The sequence below is a fragment of the Mesobacillus subterraneus genome (genome assembly GCF_003937825.1).
Classification (GTDB): Bacteria; Bacillota; Bacilli; order Bacillales; family Cytobacillaceae; genus Mesobacillus; species Mesobacillus subterraneus.
The window spans coordinates 40,107-57,322 of the sequence record NZ_RSFW01000012.1 but is presented as its reverse complement, the minus strand read 5'-3'; the positions used below and the strand labels follow the sequence as shown (position 1 = coordinate 57,322).

Annotated in this window: 20 protein-coding genes; 14 read left to right on the top strand and 6 right to left on the bottom strand. The window is 46.3% G+C overall.

Translation table 11 applies throughout. The annotated features are described in order from the left end of the window. The first annotated feature begins 8 nt into the window (after positions 1-8). From rnz to EJA10_RS09695, 6 genes are all read left to right on the top strand, one after another. Positions 9-938 (top strand): ribonuclease Z, encoded by a 930-nt coding sequence (gene rnz, locus EJA10_RS09720; RefSeq protein WP_125479808.1) that lies wholly within the window; start codon positions 9-11, stop codon positions 936-938. A gap of 17 nt (positions 939-955) precedes the next feature. Continuing rightward, positions 956-1,504 carry a histidine phosphatase family protein gene (locus EJA10_RS09715; protein WP_125479807.1) on the top strand — a complete coding sequence of 183 codons (549 nt, stop codon included), beginning with the start codon at positions 956-958 and terminating at the stop codon, positions 1,502-1,504. Positions 1,505-1,595: 91 nt separating this feature from the next. Next, complete coding sequence (locus EJA10_RS09710) at positions 1,596-1,880, top strand: hypothetical protein (protein ID WP_125479806.1); 285 nt, start codon at positions 1,596-1,598, stop codon at positions 1,878-1,880. A 103-nt stretch (positions 1,881-1,983) separates the two neighbouring features. Beyond that, positions 1,984-2,352 (top strand): ArsR/SmtB family transcription factor, encoded by a 369-nt coding sequence (locus tag EJA10_RS09705; protein ID WP_125479805.1) that lies wholly within the window; start codon positions 1,984-1,986, stop codon positions 2,350-2,352. Beyond that, entirely contained in the window at positions 2,345-4,480 is a 2,136-nt protein-coding gene (locus EJA10_RS09700) for a heavy metal translocating P-type ATPase (RefSeq protein WP_125479804.1), read from the top strand. Before EJA10_RS09705 ends, EJA10_RS09700 begins: the two co-directional genes overlap by 8 nt. Positions 4,481-4,528: 48 nt before the next feature. Further along, positions 4,529-5,146: a class I SAM-dependent methyltransferase gene (locus EJA10_RS09695; RefSeq protein ID WP_125479803.1), complete on the top strand. Its 618-nt coding sequence runs from the start codon at positions 4,529-4,531 to the stop codon at positions 5,144-5,146. A gap of 135 nt (positions 5,147-5,281) precedes the next feature. Here the strand turns inward: EJA10_RS09695 and namA are convergent, their stop codons facing one another. The 3 genes from namA to proC all read right to left on the bottom strand — a co-directional run bounded on the left by namA (position 5,282) and on the right by proC (position 8,431). Next, the gene (gene namA / locus EJA10_RS09690; protein ID WP_125479802.1) at positions 5,282-6,304 is read right to left on the bottom strand and encodes an NADPH dehydrogenase NamA; all 1,023 of its coding nucleotides are present in this window, start codon (positions 6,302-6,304) and stop codon (positions 5,282-5,284) included. A 76-nt stretch (positions 6,305-6,380) separates the two neighbouring features. Continuing rightward, positions 6,381-7,526 carry a glycosyltransferase family 2 protein gene (locus EJA10_RS09685; RefSeq protein WP_125479801.1) on the bottom strand — a complete coding sequence of 382 codons (1,146 nt, stop codon included), beginning with the start codon at positions 7,524-7,526 and terminating at the stop codon, positions 6,381-6,383. A gap of 59 nt (positions 7,527-7,585) precedes the next feature. After that, positions 7,586-8,431 (bottom strand): pyrroline-5-carboxylate reductase, encoded by an 846-nt coding sequence (gene proC, locus EJA10_RS09680; protein WP_125479800.1) that lies wholly within the window; start codon positions 8,429-8,431, stop codon positions 7,586-7,588. Positions 8,432-8,943: 512 nt separating this feature from the next. On the opposite strand from proC, the gene EJA10_RS09675 reads away from it, so the two are divergent. The 4 genes from EJA10_RS09675 to EJA10_RS09660 all read left to right on the top strand — a co-directional run bounded on the left by EJA10_RS09675 (position 8,944) and on the right by EJA10_RS09660 (position 12,680). Next, a complete protein-coding gene (locus EJA10_RS09675) occupies positions 8,944-9,909 on the top strand; it encodes an MBL fold metallo-hydrolase (protein WP_125479799.1) in 966 nt (321 codons plus the stop codon). Positions 9,910-9,920: 11 nt separating this feature from the next. Then, the gene (locus EJA10_RS09670) at positions 9,921-10,712 is read left to right on the top strand and encodes an SDR family NAD(P)-dependent oxidoreductase (protein ID WP_125479798.1); all 792 of its coding nucleotides are present in this window, start codon (positions 9,921-9,923) and stop codon (positions 10,710-10,712) included. Between the two features lie 107 nt (positions 10,713-10,819). Further along, a complete protein-coding gene (locus EJA10_RS09665) occupies positions 10,820-11,341 on the top strand; it encodes a sigma-70 family RNA polymerase sigma factor (RefSeq protein WP_125479797.1) in 522 nt (173 codons plus the stop codon). Continuing rightward, complete coding sequence (locus tag EJA10_RS09660) at positions 11,334-12,680, top strand: DUF4179 domain-containing protein (protein WP_125479796.1); 1,347 nt, start codon at positions 11,334-11,336, stop codon at positions 12,678-12,680. The genes EJA10_RS09665 and EJA10_RS09660 overlap by 8 nt, the downstream gene beginning before the upstream one ends. Before the next feature lie 44 nt (positions 12,681-12,724). Here EJA10_RS09660 and EJA10_RS09655 read toward each other — a convergent pair whose 3' ends face one another. Further along, the gene (locus EJA10_RS09655; RefSeq protein ID WP_125479795.1) at positions 12,725-12,916 is read right to left on the bottom strand and encodes a YqzH family protein; all 192 of its coding nucleotides are present in this window, start codon (positions 12,914-12,916) and stop codon (positions 12,725-12,727) included. A 226-nt stretch (positions 12,917-13,142) separates the two neighbouring features. On the opposite strand from EJA10_RS09655, the gene EJA10_RS09650 reads away from it, so the two are divergent. Next, positions 13,143-14,402, top strand: a complete 1,260-nt coding sequence (locus EJA10_RS09650; protein ID WP_125479794.1) for a Y-family DNA polymerase — start codon at positions 13,143-13,145, stop codon at positions 14,400-14,402. Positions 14,403-14,423: 21 nt separating this feature from the next. Then, a complete protein-coding gene (locus EJA10_RS09645) occupies positions 14,424-14,762 on the top strand; it encodes a YolD-like family protein (protein ID WP_125479793.1) in 339 nt (112 codons plus the stop codon). 56 nt (positions 14,763-14,818) lie between these two features. Here EJA10_RS09645 and EJA10_RS09640 read toward each other — a convergent pair whose 3' ends face one another. Then, entirely contained in the window at positions 14,819-15,043 is a 225-nt protein-coding gene (locus EJA10_RS09640) for a CDGSH iron-sulfur domain-containing protein (RefSeq protein WP_425462084.1), read from the bottom strand. 142 nt (positions 15,044-15,185) lie between these two features. Between EJA10_RS09640 and EJA10_RS09635 the strand changes: the two genes are divergently transcribed. Together EJA10_RS09635 and EJA10_RS09630 are read left to right on the top strand one after the other, a co-directional pair. Continuing rightward, positions 15,186-15,515: an iron-sulfur cluster biosynthesis family protein gene (locus EJA10_RS09635; protein WP_125479791.1), complete on the top strand. Its 330-nt coding sequence runs from the start codon at positions 15,186-15,188 to the stop codon at positions 15,513-15,515. A gap of 85 nt (positions 15,516-15,600) precedes the next feature. Continuing rightward, a complete protein-coding gene (locus EJA10_RS09630; protein WP_125479790.1) occupies positions 15,601-16,146 on the top strand; it encodes a hypothetical protein in 546 nt (181 codons plus the stop codon). Positions 16,147-16,217: 71 nt separating this feature from the next. Here EJA10_RS09630 and EJA10_RS09625 read toward each other — a convergent pair whose 3' ends face one another. After that, positions 16,218-17,171 (bottom strand): alpha/beta hydrolase, encoded by a 954-nt coding sequence (locus EJA10_RS09625; protein ID WP_125479789.1) that lies wholly within the window; start codon positions 17,169-17,171, stop codon positions 16,218-16,220. Positions 17,172-17,216: the final 45 nt, after the last annotated feature.

Sequence of the window (17,216 nt, the reverse complement as noted above, 5' to 3'; positions counted from 1 at the left end):
TATTGAATATGGATGTATTTTTTCTAGGAACGGGTGCGGGGGTGCCAGCCAAGCTTAGAAATGTTACCTCGATTGCATTGAAGCTGCTGGAGGAACGGGGATCCATTTGGCTGTTTGATTGTGGAGAAGCAACCCAGCATCAAATTTTACATACAAGCATCAAACCGCGGAGGATCGAAAAAATTTTTATCACTCATTTACACGGAGACCACATCTACGGACTTCCTGGGCTTCTTTCCAGCCGTTCCTTCCAGGGAGGAGATTCGCTTGTAACGGTGTACGGGCCAGCAGGGATCAAGGAGTACATCGAGGTCTCATTGAAAATCAGCAAATCATACCTGAAATATCCGATTGAAATCATTGAAATCGAAGAAGGGACGGTCTTTGAGGACGAACAGTTCGCTGTTGAAGCGAGGGCTTTAGAGCATGGAATCCCCTCATATGGGTATAGAGTTATAGAGAAGGATCGTCCTGGGACATTGCTCGCCGACAAGCTTCAGGCAGCAGGAGTAAAACCAGGTCCTGATTATCGGAGAATCAAAAACGGCGAAAAAGTCACTCTTGAAGACGGCATCATTCTCGACCCGGCTGAATTTGTCGGTCCGCCGCAAAGAGGAAGAATAGTAACGATCCTTGGAGATACGAGGGTTTGTGACAATGCCAGGTTGCTTGCCGAAGGAGCAGACCTGCTGATCCATGAGGCCACTTTCTCAGCAAATGAAGGGGAGCTGGCATTTGAATATTATCATTCGACGACCCTCCAGGCAGCAGAAACAGCTTCAAATGCAGGCGTGGAGAGATTGTGTCTTACCCATATCAGCTCAAGATATGACCGCAATGACTGGAACGTACTTGAGGCTGAGGCAAAAACAGTCTTCTCCAATACCGCCATTTCAGAAGATTTTATGGAGATTTCAGTTCCCTATCGAAATGACTGATCAGAGGAGTGGATATTTTGAAAACCATTTATCTTGTACGCCATGCAAGTGCTGATGGCCAGCCAGTCGATTCACCTTTGACAGAACAGGGAAGGAAACAGGCTCTGGCGCTGGTAGATTTTTTTAAGCAGAAAGAAATCGACATTATCTATTCAAGCCCTTTCAAGAGAGCACTCGATACAATAAAGCCACTGTCTGATTCAAGAGGAATCCAGGTGAATCAGGATAGCAGGCTTGGTGAAAGAGTGCTGAGTACGGTGAATTTTGAGGACTGGCGAGATAAACTCAGGCAAAGCTTTGAGGATTTCGACCTGGTCTTCGAAGGCGGTGAATCCCATTCGGCCGCGATGGAACGGGCGAAATCGCTGCTCGAAGATCTCCTGTGTTCAAAAGAGGACCACATCTTGCTTGTCAGCCATGGCAATATGACAACCCTGCTGATGAGGTCTTTTAACGAGAGCTTTGGGTATGACTGCTTGATGGAAATGACAAACCCAGATGTTTTTGAACTCGTTGTATCTGATGAAAAGACACTTCTTAACCGGATATGGGATGATCGGATTTAGTTATTAGAGTTTAAAAGCAGCCCCAGAGGGAAATGGAAAGTGGTGGAATGGTTTCCATGGTACCAACAACAAAGAAACTGGGGGAATGATTGTGGAATTTTTGCTTTTATTCGGTCTTCATTTTTTTATCATGGGTTCACTCGTCATGCTTTTCAGCGGGATCGTCACTTTTCTGTGGCCGCATTTGCACTTTCTAATCACGATAACACTGTTCGGTTTAGTGGGGTTAATTTATGCCGCAATCTTTAAAGTGATGGACCTTGCGATTTTTGCAGTATTTTATAATATGATTCTATCGATGATTGCCGTCGGTCTTGTAAAACTGGGCTTTTATTTTAAACGGGTCGCTGACCGGCAGAGCGAGGAAGTGGCATAACAAGCTTAAACCAGGAGAAATCCTGGTTTTTTTTGTTTGACATTCTAATGTTCATTTGAATATTATATATTCAAATGAGTGTTTGAATAAAGGGGGCGTCACGATGAAGGAGCAGGATGTATGCCAGGTCAATTGTGTCCATGATGACAAAGTTGGGCGGGTTTCAGCTCAATTAATGGATCAAAATACGGCGGCAGCGGCAAAAATTTTTAAAGCATTGTCCGATGAAACAAGAATCAAAATCGCCTATTCGCTTTATGCTGAAAATGAGTTGTGCGTTTGTGATGTGGCTGCAATTGTCAATTGCTCTACGGCGACAGCATCCCATCATTTAAGGCTGTTAAAGAACCTTGGATTGGCAAAATATCGAAAAGAGGGGAAGCTCGTTTTCTATTCGCTGATCGATGACCATGTGAAGCAACTGATCCATTTGACGTTTGAACACCAAAAGGAGATGGCGATGAATGGCTGAAGCAGTGCAGTCAGGAGAAAAGACAATCTACCGCGTACAAGGCTTCACCTGAGCTAGCTGTGCCGGAAAGTTCGAAGAGAACGTAAAGCACCTGGATGGTGTTTTTGATGCAAAAGTGAATTTTGGGGCATCCAAATTGACCGTTTATGGAAAAGCGTCAGTAGAAGAGATTGAACATGCAGGAGCCTTTGAAAACCTGAGGGTTTATCCTGATAAAGGAGAGGTCATTGCCGAGAAAAAGAAACCATTCTGGCATGAGAATTTTACGGTTCTGATGAGTCTGGTCCTGATTATAGTCGCTTATTATTTCCAATTCAACTATGGAGAGGAATTCCTTCCGGCAATCCTGCTGTTTTTGGGAGCCATACTTGTTGGCGGCTATAACCTATTTATTCATGGAATCAGGAACTTGATAAAGCTCGATTTTGACATGAGGGCATTAATGACGGTTGCAATCATCGGTGCTGTGATCATCGGGGAGTGGAGCGAAGGAGCCGTGGTCGTAATCCTGTTTGCGATCAGCGAAGTGCTTGAGAGGTACTCGATGGATAAGGCAAGGGCTTCCATCCGTTCATTGATGGACATTGCCCCTAAGGAAGCGCTGGTCCGTCGGAATGGCAAGGAATTCATCGTTCATGTAGGTGAGATAGAACCCGGCGACATTATGGTCGTTAAACCTGGTGAAAAGATTGCCATGGACGGGGAAGTCGTGGCCGGATTTTCTGCTGTGAACCAGGCGGCTATCACGGGCGAGTCCATTCCAGCGGAAAAGAAAGTTGGCGATGAGGTTTTTGCCGGAACGCTGAATGGCGAAGGCTTGCTTGAAGTGAAAATTACAAAACTCGTCAATGATACCACCATTGCAAAAATCATTCATCTCGTTGAAGAAGCCCAGGCGGAAAAGGCGCCATCACAGGCATTTGTGGACCGCTTTGCGAAGTATTACACGCCAATCATCATCCTTGTCGCATTCCTTGTCGCTGTTGTTCCGCCTCTTCTGTTTGGGGCTGAATGGAGCGCGTGGATTTATCAGGGTCTGGCCGTCCTTGTGGTGGGCTGTCCATGTGCCCTCGTTATTTCAACACCAGTATCGATTGTGACGGCGATCGGCAATGCCGCAAAAAATGGCGTGCTGGTCAAAGGGGGAGTTTATCTCGAAGAAATCGGCATGCTCAAGGCGGTTGCTTTTGATAAAACCGGGACTTTGACCAAAGGTGTGCCGGTTGTAACCGATTTTACTTTCCTAACTCCCCAGGATTCTGATGAAATAAAAACAGCGATTGCCGCCCTTGAAAATAAATCACAGCACCCGCTTGCTTCGGCGGTTGTCCGTCAGGCAGAAGCGGAGCTGATTCCCTATAAGGAAGTGGTCATTGAAGACTTCACTTCTGTAACCGGTAAGGGGATTAAAGGTTCCGTCGATGGTGTTACCTATTATGTCGGCAGCCCTGGCTACCTTGATAGCGTTATGAAAGACGGTATCTCCGGTGAGCTTGCTTCAGAGATTTCTCGAATGCAATCCGAAGGCAAGACAGTTATGGCAGCCGGGACTGATTCACAACTGCTTGCGCTGATCGCTGTTGCAGATGAGGTAAGGGAATCGAGCTCTGCAGTCGTTTCCCGCCTGCATGAGCTTGGCATCGAAAAGACAATCATGCTGACGGGTGACAATAAAGGGACTGCTCAGGCAATCGGCTTAAAGGCTGGTGTTTCAGAAATCCAGTCTGACCTGCTTCCGGAAGATAAGCTGGCGTATATCAAAACGATGCAGAAGAACCATGGAAAAGTCGCGATGGTGGGTGATGGGATCAATGATGCACCTGCCCTGGCAGCAGCAACCGTTGGAATCGCGATGGGCGGAGCAGGAACCGATACTGCATTGGAAACAGCCGATATTGCTCTGATGGCGGATGATTTGAAGAAGCTGCCATTCACAATCAAATTGAGCCGGAAAACTTTGGCCATCATTAAGCAAAACATCACGTTCTCTATCGGAGTAAAATTACTGGCATTGCTGCTCGTCGTGCCTGGCTGGCTCACTCTGTGGATCGCGATTTTCGCTGACATGGGGGCAACTCTGATTGTTACGCTGAATGGATTGAGGTTATTACGGGTGAAGGATCGATAAGGGTGCTGAAAATAAAAAAGCTTTCAGTTAATAGATAGGGAGAGTATCATGAATAATTCATGGAACAAGGTCATTTATAAAGGCTGGGCGCCTATTTATGATGTGATTTTCAATGCTGGTCCTTTTGCGAGGGCGAGGGAAAAGTTGTTTCAGGAAATAGCGTTCCAGCCAGGGGATCGGGTTTTATTTGTTGGTGTCGGTACAGGTGCGGATATTGAAAGAGTTCCATACCCGAATCTTGACGTCACGGCAATCGATTATTCAGAATATATGCTGGAAAAAGCGCGTGATAAATTCAAAAACTCGCAGATTGAATTCGTGCAGATGGATGCACAGAAGCTTTCTTTTCCTGCTGAATCATTTGATTATGTGGTAGCCAGCCTGATTTTGTCCATTGTTCCAGATAGTAAAATGGCATATAGCGAAATCGCAAGAGTTTGCCGGACGGGCGGCAATGTGCTGATCTTCGATAAATTTGCTGAGCCTGGCAAAGGGTTAGCACCTGGAAAAAAAGCAATACGCCATATTGTCAGTTTTTTTGGTACGGACATCGGCCGATCATTTGAGGAAATCCATGAAGAGCAAAGGGCTGAACTTAGACTGCTTTCCGATAACGGGATTATGTTCGGCAATATGTATCGGAGGATTTTGCTGGAAAAAATCTAAAATGACCAGGTGAGATGGTTTTAGGCTGAACGAGGTTTTAGAGAGAATAAAAAGCTGGCATTAAATGAACTGCACCTCCATTGTTAGAAGCAAAACTAACAGTGGAGGTGCAATTCGTAAATGCCGGCTTAAATTTTAGAAAATCCATCCGCGTTGATATTGCACAGGTGCTTCAATGCTTGTTCCAAGTTCCTTCGCTGCAGCCCTTGGCCAATATGGATCGCGAAGCAGTTCGCGCGCGATGAAAATCAGGTCGGCCCTGTCATTTTGAAGGATTTCTTCTGCCTGGATTCCTGTCGTGATCAGTCCTACAGCTCCGGTAGCAATTTCAGCTCCTTGCTTGATTTTTTCCGCGAGCTTCACCTGGTATCCGGGGTATACATTGATTCTCGCCGGGACCACTGCTCCTGAGCTGACATCAATCAAGTCGACACCCTGATTTTTCATCCAGGCTGCCATCTCTACATAATCATCCACATTCAAACCTTCTTCGTGATAATCATTTGCCGATACCCGGACGAATAATGGTCCGTCCCATACTGTTTTAACCTCTTCAAGGACTTCACGCAAGAATCGGTAGCGGTTTTCTGGAGATCCGCCGTATTCATCTTCACGCTTATTTGTAAGAGGTGAAAGGAACTGGTTGATCAAATATCCATGGGCCGCATGAATTTCGATGACTTCAAAGCCTGCCCGCTTCGCCCTCTCAGCACCCAGTTTGAATGCTTCTATGGTTTCCTTTATTTCCTCCGCAGTCATGGCTTTCGGCTCTTTATATTTCTCGTCGAATGCCAGTGCAGAAGGGGCAATGATTTCGTCGCGCAAATCTGCCTTCCTGCCAGCATGGGCAAGCTGGATTCCTGCTGCTGCACCGCTCTTCTTAATCTGTTCAGTCAAATTTGCCAGTCCAGGAACATGCTCGTCACTCCAGATTCCCAGGTCCTGGTGCGAAATCCGGCCCTGAGGCGTAACAGCAGTTGCTTCAAGAACAATCAGGCCGACCTGTCCGACAGCTCTGCTCACATAGTGGGTCATATGGAAGTCAGTGACCATCCCGTCTTCCTTTTCACAGGAGTACATGCACATGGGAGCCATGACGATGCGGTTTTTCAGGGTCAGACCTTTTAATTCAAAGGGAGAAAATAGTTTCTTTTCCAAAACGAGAAGCCTCCTTTTATTTCGTTATCCAAAATATATTTTAACAGGGCATCGCACGGAAAGGAAAAAATTGTACTCACTTCAGTTTGTCTTTTCTTAATTCTGCAAGTGTATATTTCGTTCCGCGCCAGACGATGCCGCCTCTTTTAAAGGTTAAGTAGCTTGCCCGTATGATGGAAAAAATGAACAGCATGGCGGTAAAAGGCAGCGCCAGGAACAGCCATGGCGAAAAGCGGGTCATTTTCTTTGTGACCATAACGTAAAGGATGGCCAGGAAAATCAGGTTGACACCGCTTAACAAGGAAAGTGCCAGGTTGCCAGAAAATATAGTGAAAAATGGAACGACCTGTGAAATGAAGACACCGAACACAGAAAACAGCACCATGCTGATCCGGTAGTGAAGTCCGGCAAAGGTGTTCTTTTCCAACCCTGCTAATGCTTCCTTTAAACTCGGATACCATTCAACTTCGATCAGGCTCATCGCAGCAACGATCCGCTGCTTTAAACCGGCGCGCTTGACCATCATGCCCAGCTGCAAGTCATCGTCAGGCCGCATTTTGAGTTGCTCATGAGTCCCGATTTTTTCATACGCAGTCCTGGTCATCATATTGAATGCCCCGATGCCGATTCCTGTTTTCGAGCGCGGATTATTTGCGAGCCATGGTCTTTTATAATAGGAAAAACCAAATAAGAAGAACGCCACGAATGCCTTCAGCCAAAAAGGCTTTGCGCTGAGATTTGGTGTGGCGGTCATGTGGTCAAGTCCATGTCTTTCGAAATAGCCAACCGCTTTTGAGAAAGCCTCCGGATGATAGATGACATCCGCATCGGTAAACAGGATCAGCCCCCCGGACGCCTCCTGGAAACCTTTATACAAGGCATGGTTTTTCCCAAGCCAACCCTCTGGCAATTTCTTAACATGAATCACTTTCACCCTTGGGTCGATTTCTTTTACGTGATCCATGATGTTTCCCGTTTGATCCTCTGACCGGTCATTTACCAGTATCCACTCCGTATTTTTATAGGTCTGCGCCAGCTGGGTTTGAAGGCTTTGTGTTAGATGTTCACCTTCATTCCGGGCAGCAACAATGACGCTCAGCAGCGGTCCTTCGGCAACTGATATAGCGTCTTCAAGCGGTTCCAGTTTCCTGAAGCCCAGCGCTGCGTCTATTGTCGCCCCAATCCAGATGAGGAGAGTTAAAGTTAATAAGATGAACAGCATTGCGACACATCCCTGTACCTTTTTCTCCATTGTAGAGAAATAGCGGGCATGAATGCAATTTACAGAGGGCGGTTTGCCGAGGCCAGTTCATTGCCGAGCAGGTGGCAGAGCCTTTTCGATTGGGCCGCTGCTTCCTTGATGCAGGATACAAAAGCGGATTGGACGCCATGCTGCTCCAGGATGCTTATGCCTGCTTCGGTCGTTCCTCCGGGGCTGGTTACCTCGAAGCGCAGCTGTGATGGCTCCTTATCCGTTTTTGTCAGCATTTCGGCTGCTCCGAGCAGCGTCTGGATAATCAGCTGCTTTGCTGTATGTTTTTCAAGTCCGATTTCCACCGCGCTTTTTTCCATGGCCTCGACAAGATAGTAAATATACGCTGGTCCGCTTCCGGATAGTCCGGTGACGGCATCGAGCTGATTCTCCTCTACAAATGTCGCCATGCCAACTGTGTTGAAAAGATCTTTCACGAGCTGCTTTTGCCTGTCATTGACAAGTCCATTAACCGCCAGTGCGGTTGCTGATTTGCCGATTGCAGCCGAAGTATTCGGCATCGCTCTTACTATGGCCAGTGATTTGCCTGCTGCTGCCTCAATTGCCCCGATCGATACGCCGGCAAGGACAGAGATCACAAGCATTCCTTCAGCAAGGAAGGATTTTATCTCCTCGATTGCTGCGGCTGCGTCCTTTGGTTTCATTGCGAGGACGACTGCATCAGCCTCGGAAAAAAGCTCTTCAAAATCATAGGTCGTACTGATTCCGTAACGTTGTTGGAGTGTTTTCAGTCTTTCCACATCCTGTTTATTTGTTGCCCACATTTGCTTTCCCGGAAGAAGCCCGCTTGCCCCTATTCCGGATATCATCGCTTCTGCCATTGATCCTGCCCCAACAAAAACAAGCTTCTTCATCAAGATCGCCTCCATGTTTTTTTAAAGAATACAAAAAGGCCTTTCATCCATAAAAAGGACGAAAGGCCATGCTTCCGTGGTACCACCTTCATTCACTCATCCAGACTCGCCGGAAAAGTGCAGCTCTTAATCCGTTAACGCCGGTCCGCGTCCAGGTTTGCCTGGAAGCTCACAAGGTAGGGTTCAACATGAAGAGGGCGGCGGAGTCTTTCAGCCGGTGGACTCTGCTCTCTAACACCATTCCTGTCTACTCGTCTTGCTCAAATGCTTTTGTGGTAAATGAAATTTTAATAGTGATTATGCAAGATGGACAGGCCTTATGTCAATAGGTAAATGTGAAGTTTTTTATTTTTTCTGAAAAATGGAATGTGAAAATAATGACAATTGACCGCTTTAAAGGTAAACTTATTTTTATATTGAAAAAATACTGAGACTCTGAGAAACAAATACTTACATAAATGATGCAGCTGGTTATTTTATATAAAAATAATTTCTTGAGGTGTACAGAACAAATGACGGAATGGAAAGATAGAATTGCTAAATTGACTTTGCCTACACCATTTCCTGTGGGTGATGTGAACGCATATTTAATAAAAGGTGACCGGCTGACGCTTGTGGATGCCGGAACAAAAACGAAGGAGTCCTGGGAATCGTTCAAATCCCAGCTTGCTCTATTGAATTTGAAGCCTGAGGATATTGAGCAGGTGGTTCTGACGCACGACCATCCGGATCATGTTGGAATGCTCGATTTCTTTTCACCGGAGCTGGAAGTGTACGGACACCCTCTGAACGAAAGATGGATCAACAGGACTCCATCGTTTGAACAGGAGCATCGGAAGTTTTACGAGACATTTTTTCTGCAAACGGGTATTCCAGAGAAGTATTTTGTGCCTTCAATGAAGGTGATGAAGAAAACATTGGTGTTTTCATGCAATCGCTCGTTAACAGGGCAGCTGGTAGAACATGATGTTCCGGCTGCATTGCCAGGATGGAGAGTGATCGAGACACCAGGGCACGCACAAAGCCATATCGTCCTGTTGCGTGAGAAGGACGGTACGATGATTGCCGGAGATACCATCCTTGCCGGAATCTCCCCAAATCCATTGCTTGAGCCGCCGCTGCCAGGTGAAACTGAACGGCCGAAGCCGCTTGTGCAGTATAATGCTTCGCTTAAGAAACTTCAGAAGTTTCCGATTGGGCTTGTATACACCGGGCATGGAACGGAGATAACAGAAGTGCACACCCTGATTGAAAAAAGGATTGCCCGTCAGCATGACCGGGCGATGCAGGTCAGAAACATGCTTTCAGGAAGAGAGATGACCGTTTTTGAAATATGCCAATTACTGTTTCCGTCTGTCTATGAACGCGAATTGAATTTAACTATTTCGGAAACGGTTGGACAGCTTGATTACTTGCAATCCATTGACGCCGTTTCTGTCAGGGAAGAAGGGACGGCGGTCCTTTATACAGCCAAATGAGGTGAACTGAGATGCCATCGTTGAAAGGAAAAAACATTATCATTACAGGTGCTTCAGGCGGAATCGGAGCCGAGATTGCCAAGCTATGTGCGGCACGTGGAGCCAATCTCATTCTCCTCGCCCGCGGGATTGATAAACTTGAAGTTTTGAAAAAGGAATTACAGTCAAAGTACGCCATCAATGTCCATGCCCAGAAGCTGGATGTCTCGGATACAGACTCCATTAAGGCTGTTTTCTCCCAAGTATTATCTGAAATCGGCCAGGTCGATATATTAGTCAATAATGCCGGATTTGGTGTTTTCGACTTCGCCCACGAAGCAAAAATTGATGAAATCAAATCAATGTTTGACGTCAATGTCGTGGGATTGATGGCCTGCACGGCCATGGTGCTGCCCGGGATGAAGATGAGGCGAAGCGGCCATATCATCAATATCGCTTCCCAGGCTGGCAAGATCGCTACGCCTAAATCGAGTGTCTATTCAGCTTCAAAGCATGCGGTGCTCGGCTACACGAACAGCCTGCGCATGGAGGTGGCTGATGACCATATATATGTCACATCTGTTAACCCCGGGCCGATTGCCACTAATTTCTTCGACGTTGCCGATAAGCAGGGAACTTATGTGAAGAATGTAAAACGGTTCATGCTTCAGCCGGAATATGTAGCCAAGCAGGTGGTTGACCGGATGCTGACGAGAACACGTGAAATCAACCTGCCGCGCTGGATGAATGCTGGCAGCAAATTTTATGCCCAGTTTCCAAGAACCTTTGAGCTTTTTGGCAAGAGAATCTTCAACCAAAAATAAAGTACTGTACCGCCATGAAAAAATTTTTTGGCGGTTTTTTTAATTCAGCAAAACTTTTTTCCAGCTTCATGGTCTAATAGATAGATACAAAGTCAGGGGGAGACATTTTGGAGCTTCAGGAATTGGTACAAAAAGCGAAAAAAGGCGACGAAGGAGCATTTTACGAATTGATGCAGCTTCATAAAGTTCGCCTCTACCGGATTGCCCTCAGCTACTTGAAAAATAGCGAGGATGCAGTAGAAGCGCTGCAGGAGGTCACATACAGGGCATTCCGTTCAATCCGGAAGGTGAAAGAGCCGCAGTATTTCACGACTTGGCTGACAAGAATCCTTATAAACTACTGTAACGATGAATTGAAGAAGAGGAAGCGGCTCCTTGTCAGTGATGACCTCATCAGCCTGATGGGTGCCGAACACCAATCAAGCTGGCTTGAGGTCGAGGAAGTCATCGGCAAGCTTGATTCCAAAACGAGGCAGGTCATCGAATTGAAATATGTGCATGATTTCAAAATTAAAGAAATTGCCGAGATTCTTGAATGTCCGGAAGGCACCGTGAAGACATGGCTCAATAAAGGCCTGAAGGAGCTTCGCGGGCAGCTCGAAGATAAGGGGGGATTGGGCTATGCTTAATGCCGAGGAAAAAAAGCTGACGAAGGCCCAGGAGGCACTAGAAAATATCGAAGTTCCCGAGCTCCAGCTGGACGAGGCGATTGCTGCCGGGATCAGCAAGGGGAAGAGGAAAAAGAAGCAAAATCTTTTGTTCATGAGAACATTCGCTTCAGCTGCTATCCTGATTTTTGCTTTTACAGCGATGCTGCGGACCTCAGAGACATTTGCTTCGTATGTCACCTCCCTACCGGGGATGGAGAAGATTGTGGAGCTTGTTCGCTTTGACAAAGGGCTGACATCCGCTATCGAAAATGACTTCGCCCAGAAAATCGGTGTATCCGATGAGCATGACGGCCTTAAGGTCACATTAGATTCGGTGATTGTCGATGAGCAGATGATGGTGCTGTTTTACAAGGTTGAAACTTCTGGGGCGCATAAGGAAGTATCGATTGACAAATTTTTGCTGACCGATCAAGAGGGGAAAGGCATCGAAGAAATAGCATTTTCTTATGACGGATGGTCAATCGATATGCAGGATAAAGGCAGGCTGCTTCAAGCCACCTTTGAATTTTATGGTGATCACCGTCCTGATAATTTCAAACTGAGTATGGAGCTTAGTGAAGGTAGAACAGAAGAGGGCGAGCCAATGAATAAGCTTGCTGATACGTGGGTGATTCCATTCTCGATTGACAAGGATGCTTTCAAGGATAAAAAAGAAACCATTGAAGTAAATGAAACAGTCGAAATTGAAGGACAGAAGGTCACTGTGGAGAAAGTGTCGATTTACCCAACGAGAATAGGAGTGACTGTCCATTTTGACGAGGGAAATTCAAAACAGTTATTTGGATTCGAAGACCTGACTCTTGTTGATGAAACGGGCGAAGAATGGGCCGCGATCAATAACGGAACTACTGCGCGCCATATGGATGAGTATACAAAGGAATTTTTCCTGCAAAGTAACTTTTTCAAAAAACCAGAAGAGCTTTACTTGCGCTTCAATTCCCTGCGCGCATTGGATAAAGACGAGGTGGAAATCATTGTTGATCCCGAGAAAATGGAAGTGTTGAAGGCCCCCGCTGATGGCAGATTGATAAAGGTCGACAGGGAGGAGAATCATTTGCTGTTCGCCTTCCAAAAAGGCTCGAGAGAAGGGCATAATCATATTTCATTTGAACAGGCGGTGGATCAGAACGGGAAAGAAATCGGCGATGGGTCCGCTTCTTTCAGGTGGAACGCTGAAAGCCCATTGGAAGTTTTAATACCTTATTTTGGTGAAGGAGCATCTCCTGGCCCAATTACCCTGAGGCTTAATGATTATCCCGCTGCAATCAAAGGCGAAGCGAAGATCAGATTAAAATAATCAAAAGGCTGTCCACGGGCAGCCTTTTCTATTTCAGGATTTTGTTATGTAGCCAAAAATTCATAAACGGCATCATTGATAATCTCGTGCAAACCTGCCTCTGGCTCCTCATAATTCAGTTTTACAATCTTCTCACATATCTCTTCGAACTCGGCTTCGCTTAGCGGCAGCGAATCGTCATGCCGGTACTGTACGAAGCATTTTTGCACCATCTTGCGTATGAGTTTTTTATCCATCAAGCAGCACCTCTCTTCCTGATTATACTCATTATCTCCAGCTGAAAACAGCCCCTGAAAAAATTGACCAGTCCTGGCATGACTCCCCATTTTCCCCTTTATTAAGTCAGTCCGCCGGAAAATTTCCATTGAAACCGAACACATATTCGCTTAATATAATGGGTATAATGAAACAGAATGAATGTTCTTGTTTTGGTGGACCACCTGCAGAAAGGAGAGAAGAGACATGGTCGATTACAGCGAAATGCCGCAAAACAAGATTCTTTGTGTGGATATGAAAAGCTTTTATGCGAGCTGCTCCGCGGTCATGCTCGGCCTTGATCCTCTGGACTGCTACCTGGCTGTCGTTGGGAACATCGATCGCCCGGGAAGTGTTGTCCTGGCCGCCTCCCCGCGTTTGAAAAAGGAGTTTGGCATTAAAACCGGATCACGAAAGTTCGAAATTCCCAATGATCCGCGAATTATTGTCGTTGATCCCCAAATGTCAACGTACCTGCGAATCTCCACTGAAATCTCCCGCGTATTCAATCGCTATGTCCCGAAGGAAGCCATCCATACCTACAGTGTCGATGAAAGCTTTATAAAGGTGGACGGAGCTTCGAAGCTCTGGGGCGATGCTGCTTCCATCGCCAGGAAAATCAAAGATGACATTGAACGCGAGTTCCAGCTGCCGTGCGCGATTGGAATCGGCCCGAACATGCTGATGTCAAAACTGTGCCTTGACCTTGAGGCAAAACACAAAGGGGTGGCCGAGTGGACGTATGATGATGTCCAGAACAAGCTGTGGAATGTTTCCCCGCTCAGTGAAATGTGGGGAATTGGGCGCCGTGTCGAAAAAACACTCAATAGCATGGGGATTTTTACAGTCGGCCAGCTGGCCCGCTATGATCTTGAAACGTTGGAGAAGAAATTCGGGATCATGGGCAACCAGCTGTACTGGCATGCATGGGGAATCGATTTTTCCGATATCGGTGCCCCGATCATGGAAGGGCAGGTCAGCTTTGGAAAAAGCCAAATCCTGCTGCGGGATTACAAAGAAGAAGTGGAAATCAAGCATGTCATCCTCGAAATGTCCGAAGAAGTCGCGCGAAGAGCCAGGAGCCACGGGAAAGCAGGTCGGACGATCAGCTTCGGGGTCGGTTACAGCCAGGATGAATTCGGCGGTGGCTTCCACCGCTCAAGGACAATCGAGGAGCCGACCAATATTACGATGGAGCTGTACCGGGTCTGTCTTGAGCTTTTTGCCGAAAACTATACCGGAAAAACGGTCCGCAGCATCTCAATAGCGCTCGGGAATCTCGTCACTGACAGCGAGTTTCAATTGAACTTATTTGAAAAGAATGGCTGGAAAAAGAAAGAACTTGGCTATGCGATGGACCGGATCCGCAGCCGCTATGGTTCGGCGTCCCTCCTGAGGGCGGTTTCATATACGGCAGCTGGAACAGCAAGACATCGTGCCGCGCTTGTCGGCGGGCATAAAGGCTGATAGGAGAAGGAGGAGAGCAAGATGATTCGCGATCGCGGAAGAATTAAATGGACATCCATGATGCTGCCTGAACATGTGAAAATGCTGCGTGACTGGGCACAGGAGGATGAATACGAACAAGAAAAACAGCTGGATGAACAGCAGCTCGAACAATTGAATGAAACCATCCTTGAAGCGATGGAATATAACCGACCCGTCAGCATTACCTATTTCCGCCAGCGAAAGTATGAATTAGTGATTGGGAAAATCCATTACTGGAATGAGCTTGGGCAGAAACTCCATATTGTTGACCGCTTTGAAGAGATCCATCGCATTGGAATCTCGGCGATAGCGGATGTCAGGCTTGCAGACGAATGGTAGCCAGCGGACCCGCCCCCACAAAAAAAGAGCAATGGATGTCCATTGCCCTCAGTACATTATTCCGTTTCTTCAGCTTGCGGTGCACGGACGGCCGATTCAAACTTCCCTTTATGGGAAGCGTCACAGAACGGCATGTTTTTGCTCATACCGCAGCGGCAAAGCGAGAACGCCGGCTTTGTCTCATATTTATTGCCGGCACCATCCAGCAGTTCAACATCGCCGGTAATCCTTAAAGACCCATTATCATTCACTTTAATCGTTACTTTTGTCAAAATAAGCACTCCTTTCCAAATTCACAATTATCTTTGATAGTAAAAGGTAACCAGTCAAATTGCAAGACAATTTTGAAATTACCCAAGGGTTTTGAAACGGAAAATTAGCCTTCGATATGGTAAAATGAAGCATCGGAAAGGGAGTGCAATCATGAAATTGAAAATCACCGAGACAGCAACAAAGAAGCTGCAGGAAAAGACGGCAGGAAAACAGGGATACATTAAACTGATATACGATATTGACGGCTGTGGCTGTGCAGTGAACGGTGTAGCTGCTCTCTGGCTGGAAAAAGAATATAATGATGACGAAAACCAAATGGAAACAGGCAGCATCCCCATCTATATTCAAAAATCCAGGGAAGTCTTCTTCGATGATCAGATGACACTGGACTACAAAGAGTCTGCAGGCTGCTTTCAGCTGAAGAGTCCAAATGAATATTTGAATCCGAGAATGAGTTTTTATGACAAAACCAATTTATGAGTTTACAAAATATTGAAAAAAAGGTTAAATAAGAGAGAAGGTTGAAGAGATACATAGAAGTTTGATGCGAAAGCAGGGGAGAGAAATGGCGAAATTGTGGAAGGCAGCCATAATGGGCATGTGCATCATCGTGCTGTCAGCGTGCTCGTATAAGACTGCGGGAGAAGCAATCAAAAATGATATTCCGTTCAACATCAAACAGGTGATCCATGAAGAAAAAGTCGATAAAGGAAAGCTGGTTTTTTACACTACGGAGCAAAAAGAAGGCTCGAGGACATTCGACGCTCTGGCTGTCGCTTATATTGAAGGCAGCGACAAAGAAGGCTGGAAAAATGCAGGGCATAACCACTGGACTTATTATAAAAATGATTTCATGATCCTGTATGTCGACACATTTACAACCTTTAAGGAAGATGGGAAATTGGATGTGAAGATTCCCGTGATCTTCGGAAAGGTTATCAGCCCGAACATCAAGGCCATTGAAGCAGCAGGGCCGGACGGCAAGTTTACGAATATAGAAATCTTTGAAAAAGAAAATGAACGATATTATTACGGAATTGGCGAGTACAAAGAGGTCAGGGCGCTTGACGCTGAAGGAAAAGAAATTGACCGCCAGGGACAAAAACAGTAAAAAAGATTGGCTCAGCAGGGAGCCAATCTTTTTTATCTATGGATGATCAATCGGACAGCAGGACGGATCAGTCAAGCATCAGAAGGGGGACTCGCTGTACCCGTTCCATCATCTTCATCATATACATATTCCTCAAGGAATTCGTCAAGGACCTTTTCGTAGTGCTCACGGTTTTCGCTGTACGATTGTGCGTGCAGGCCGTTCTCGGCCATGAATAGCTTTTTCGGTCCTTTTTTCTGTTCAAACAAGGCTTCGGTCATTGATGGCAGGATGAAGTCGTCCTTGCGGCTGTGGATGAACAGGATGGGGTTTTTGATATTTTCGATGACCGCGATTGGCGATACAGCGCTCAAGGAATATTTATCGCGGATGCGGACGAAGAGGTCGGCAACCGGAAGAAGCAGCTTTGGCGGCAGTACCTTGACCTCTTCCTTGATGCGGTATGCGAGCTGCTCACTGAAATCTGAGAACGGGCAATCGGCGACATAGAAGTCAGCACCATCCTCAATCATTCCGGCGTAAAGGAGCAGGGTTGCCGCACCCATGGATTCCCCGTGAATCCCAAGGAGCAGCTCCGGCCCTTTTTCCTGTCTGAGCCAGTCTACCACCGATTTCAAGTCGAATTTTTCATAGTACCCATAGCTGGTCGTTTTTCCGCCTGATTCCCCATGGCGCCTATGGTCGTAAATCACGGCATTGAATCCTCTGTTCAGGAAGAGGTTCATATATTTTACCGAATTGGTTTTGCTCTGAGTAACACCGTGGGCGATGATGATATATCGATTTGTCTCATGAGGCTCGACAAGGACCGCTTTGAGTGGGTACCCGAAAGAGGAAGGTAAGCTCACTTCCCTTTTAGGCAGGGCATCATATTCGTCAGGCACAAGATGGCCTGCGTCTTTTTCCCGATTGAAAATTTCATCATCATCTTTCTTTTTCATGAACATTAATTTATTGGAAATGAAGACCCCTAAAGAGGCCAGTACAAGCAAAAAAGAAAATAAGACGCGGAATGCTCTTTTCAAGCTCAACCCTCCGATTAACCCATTTTCTTTATTTTACCATTAGAA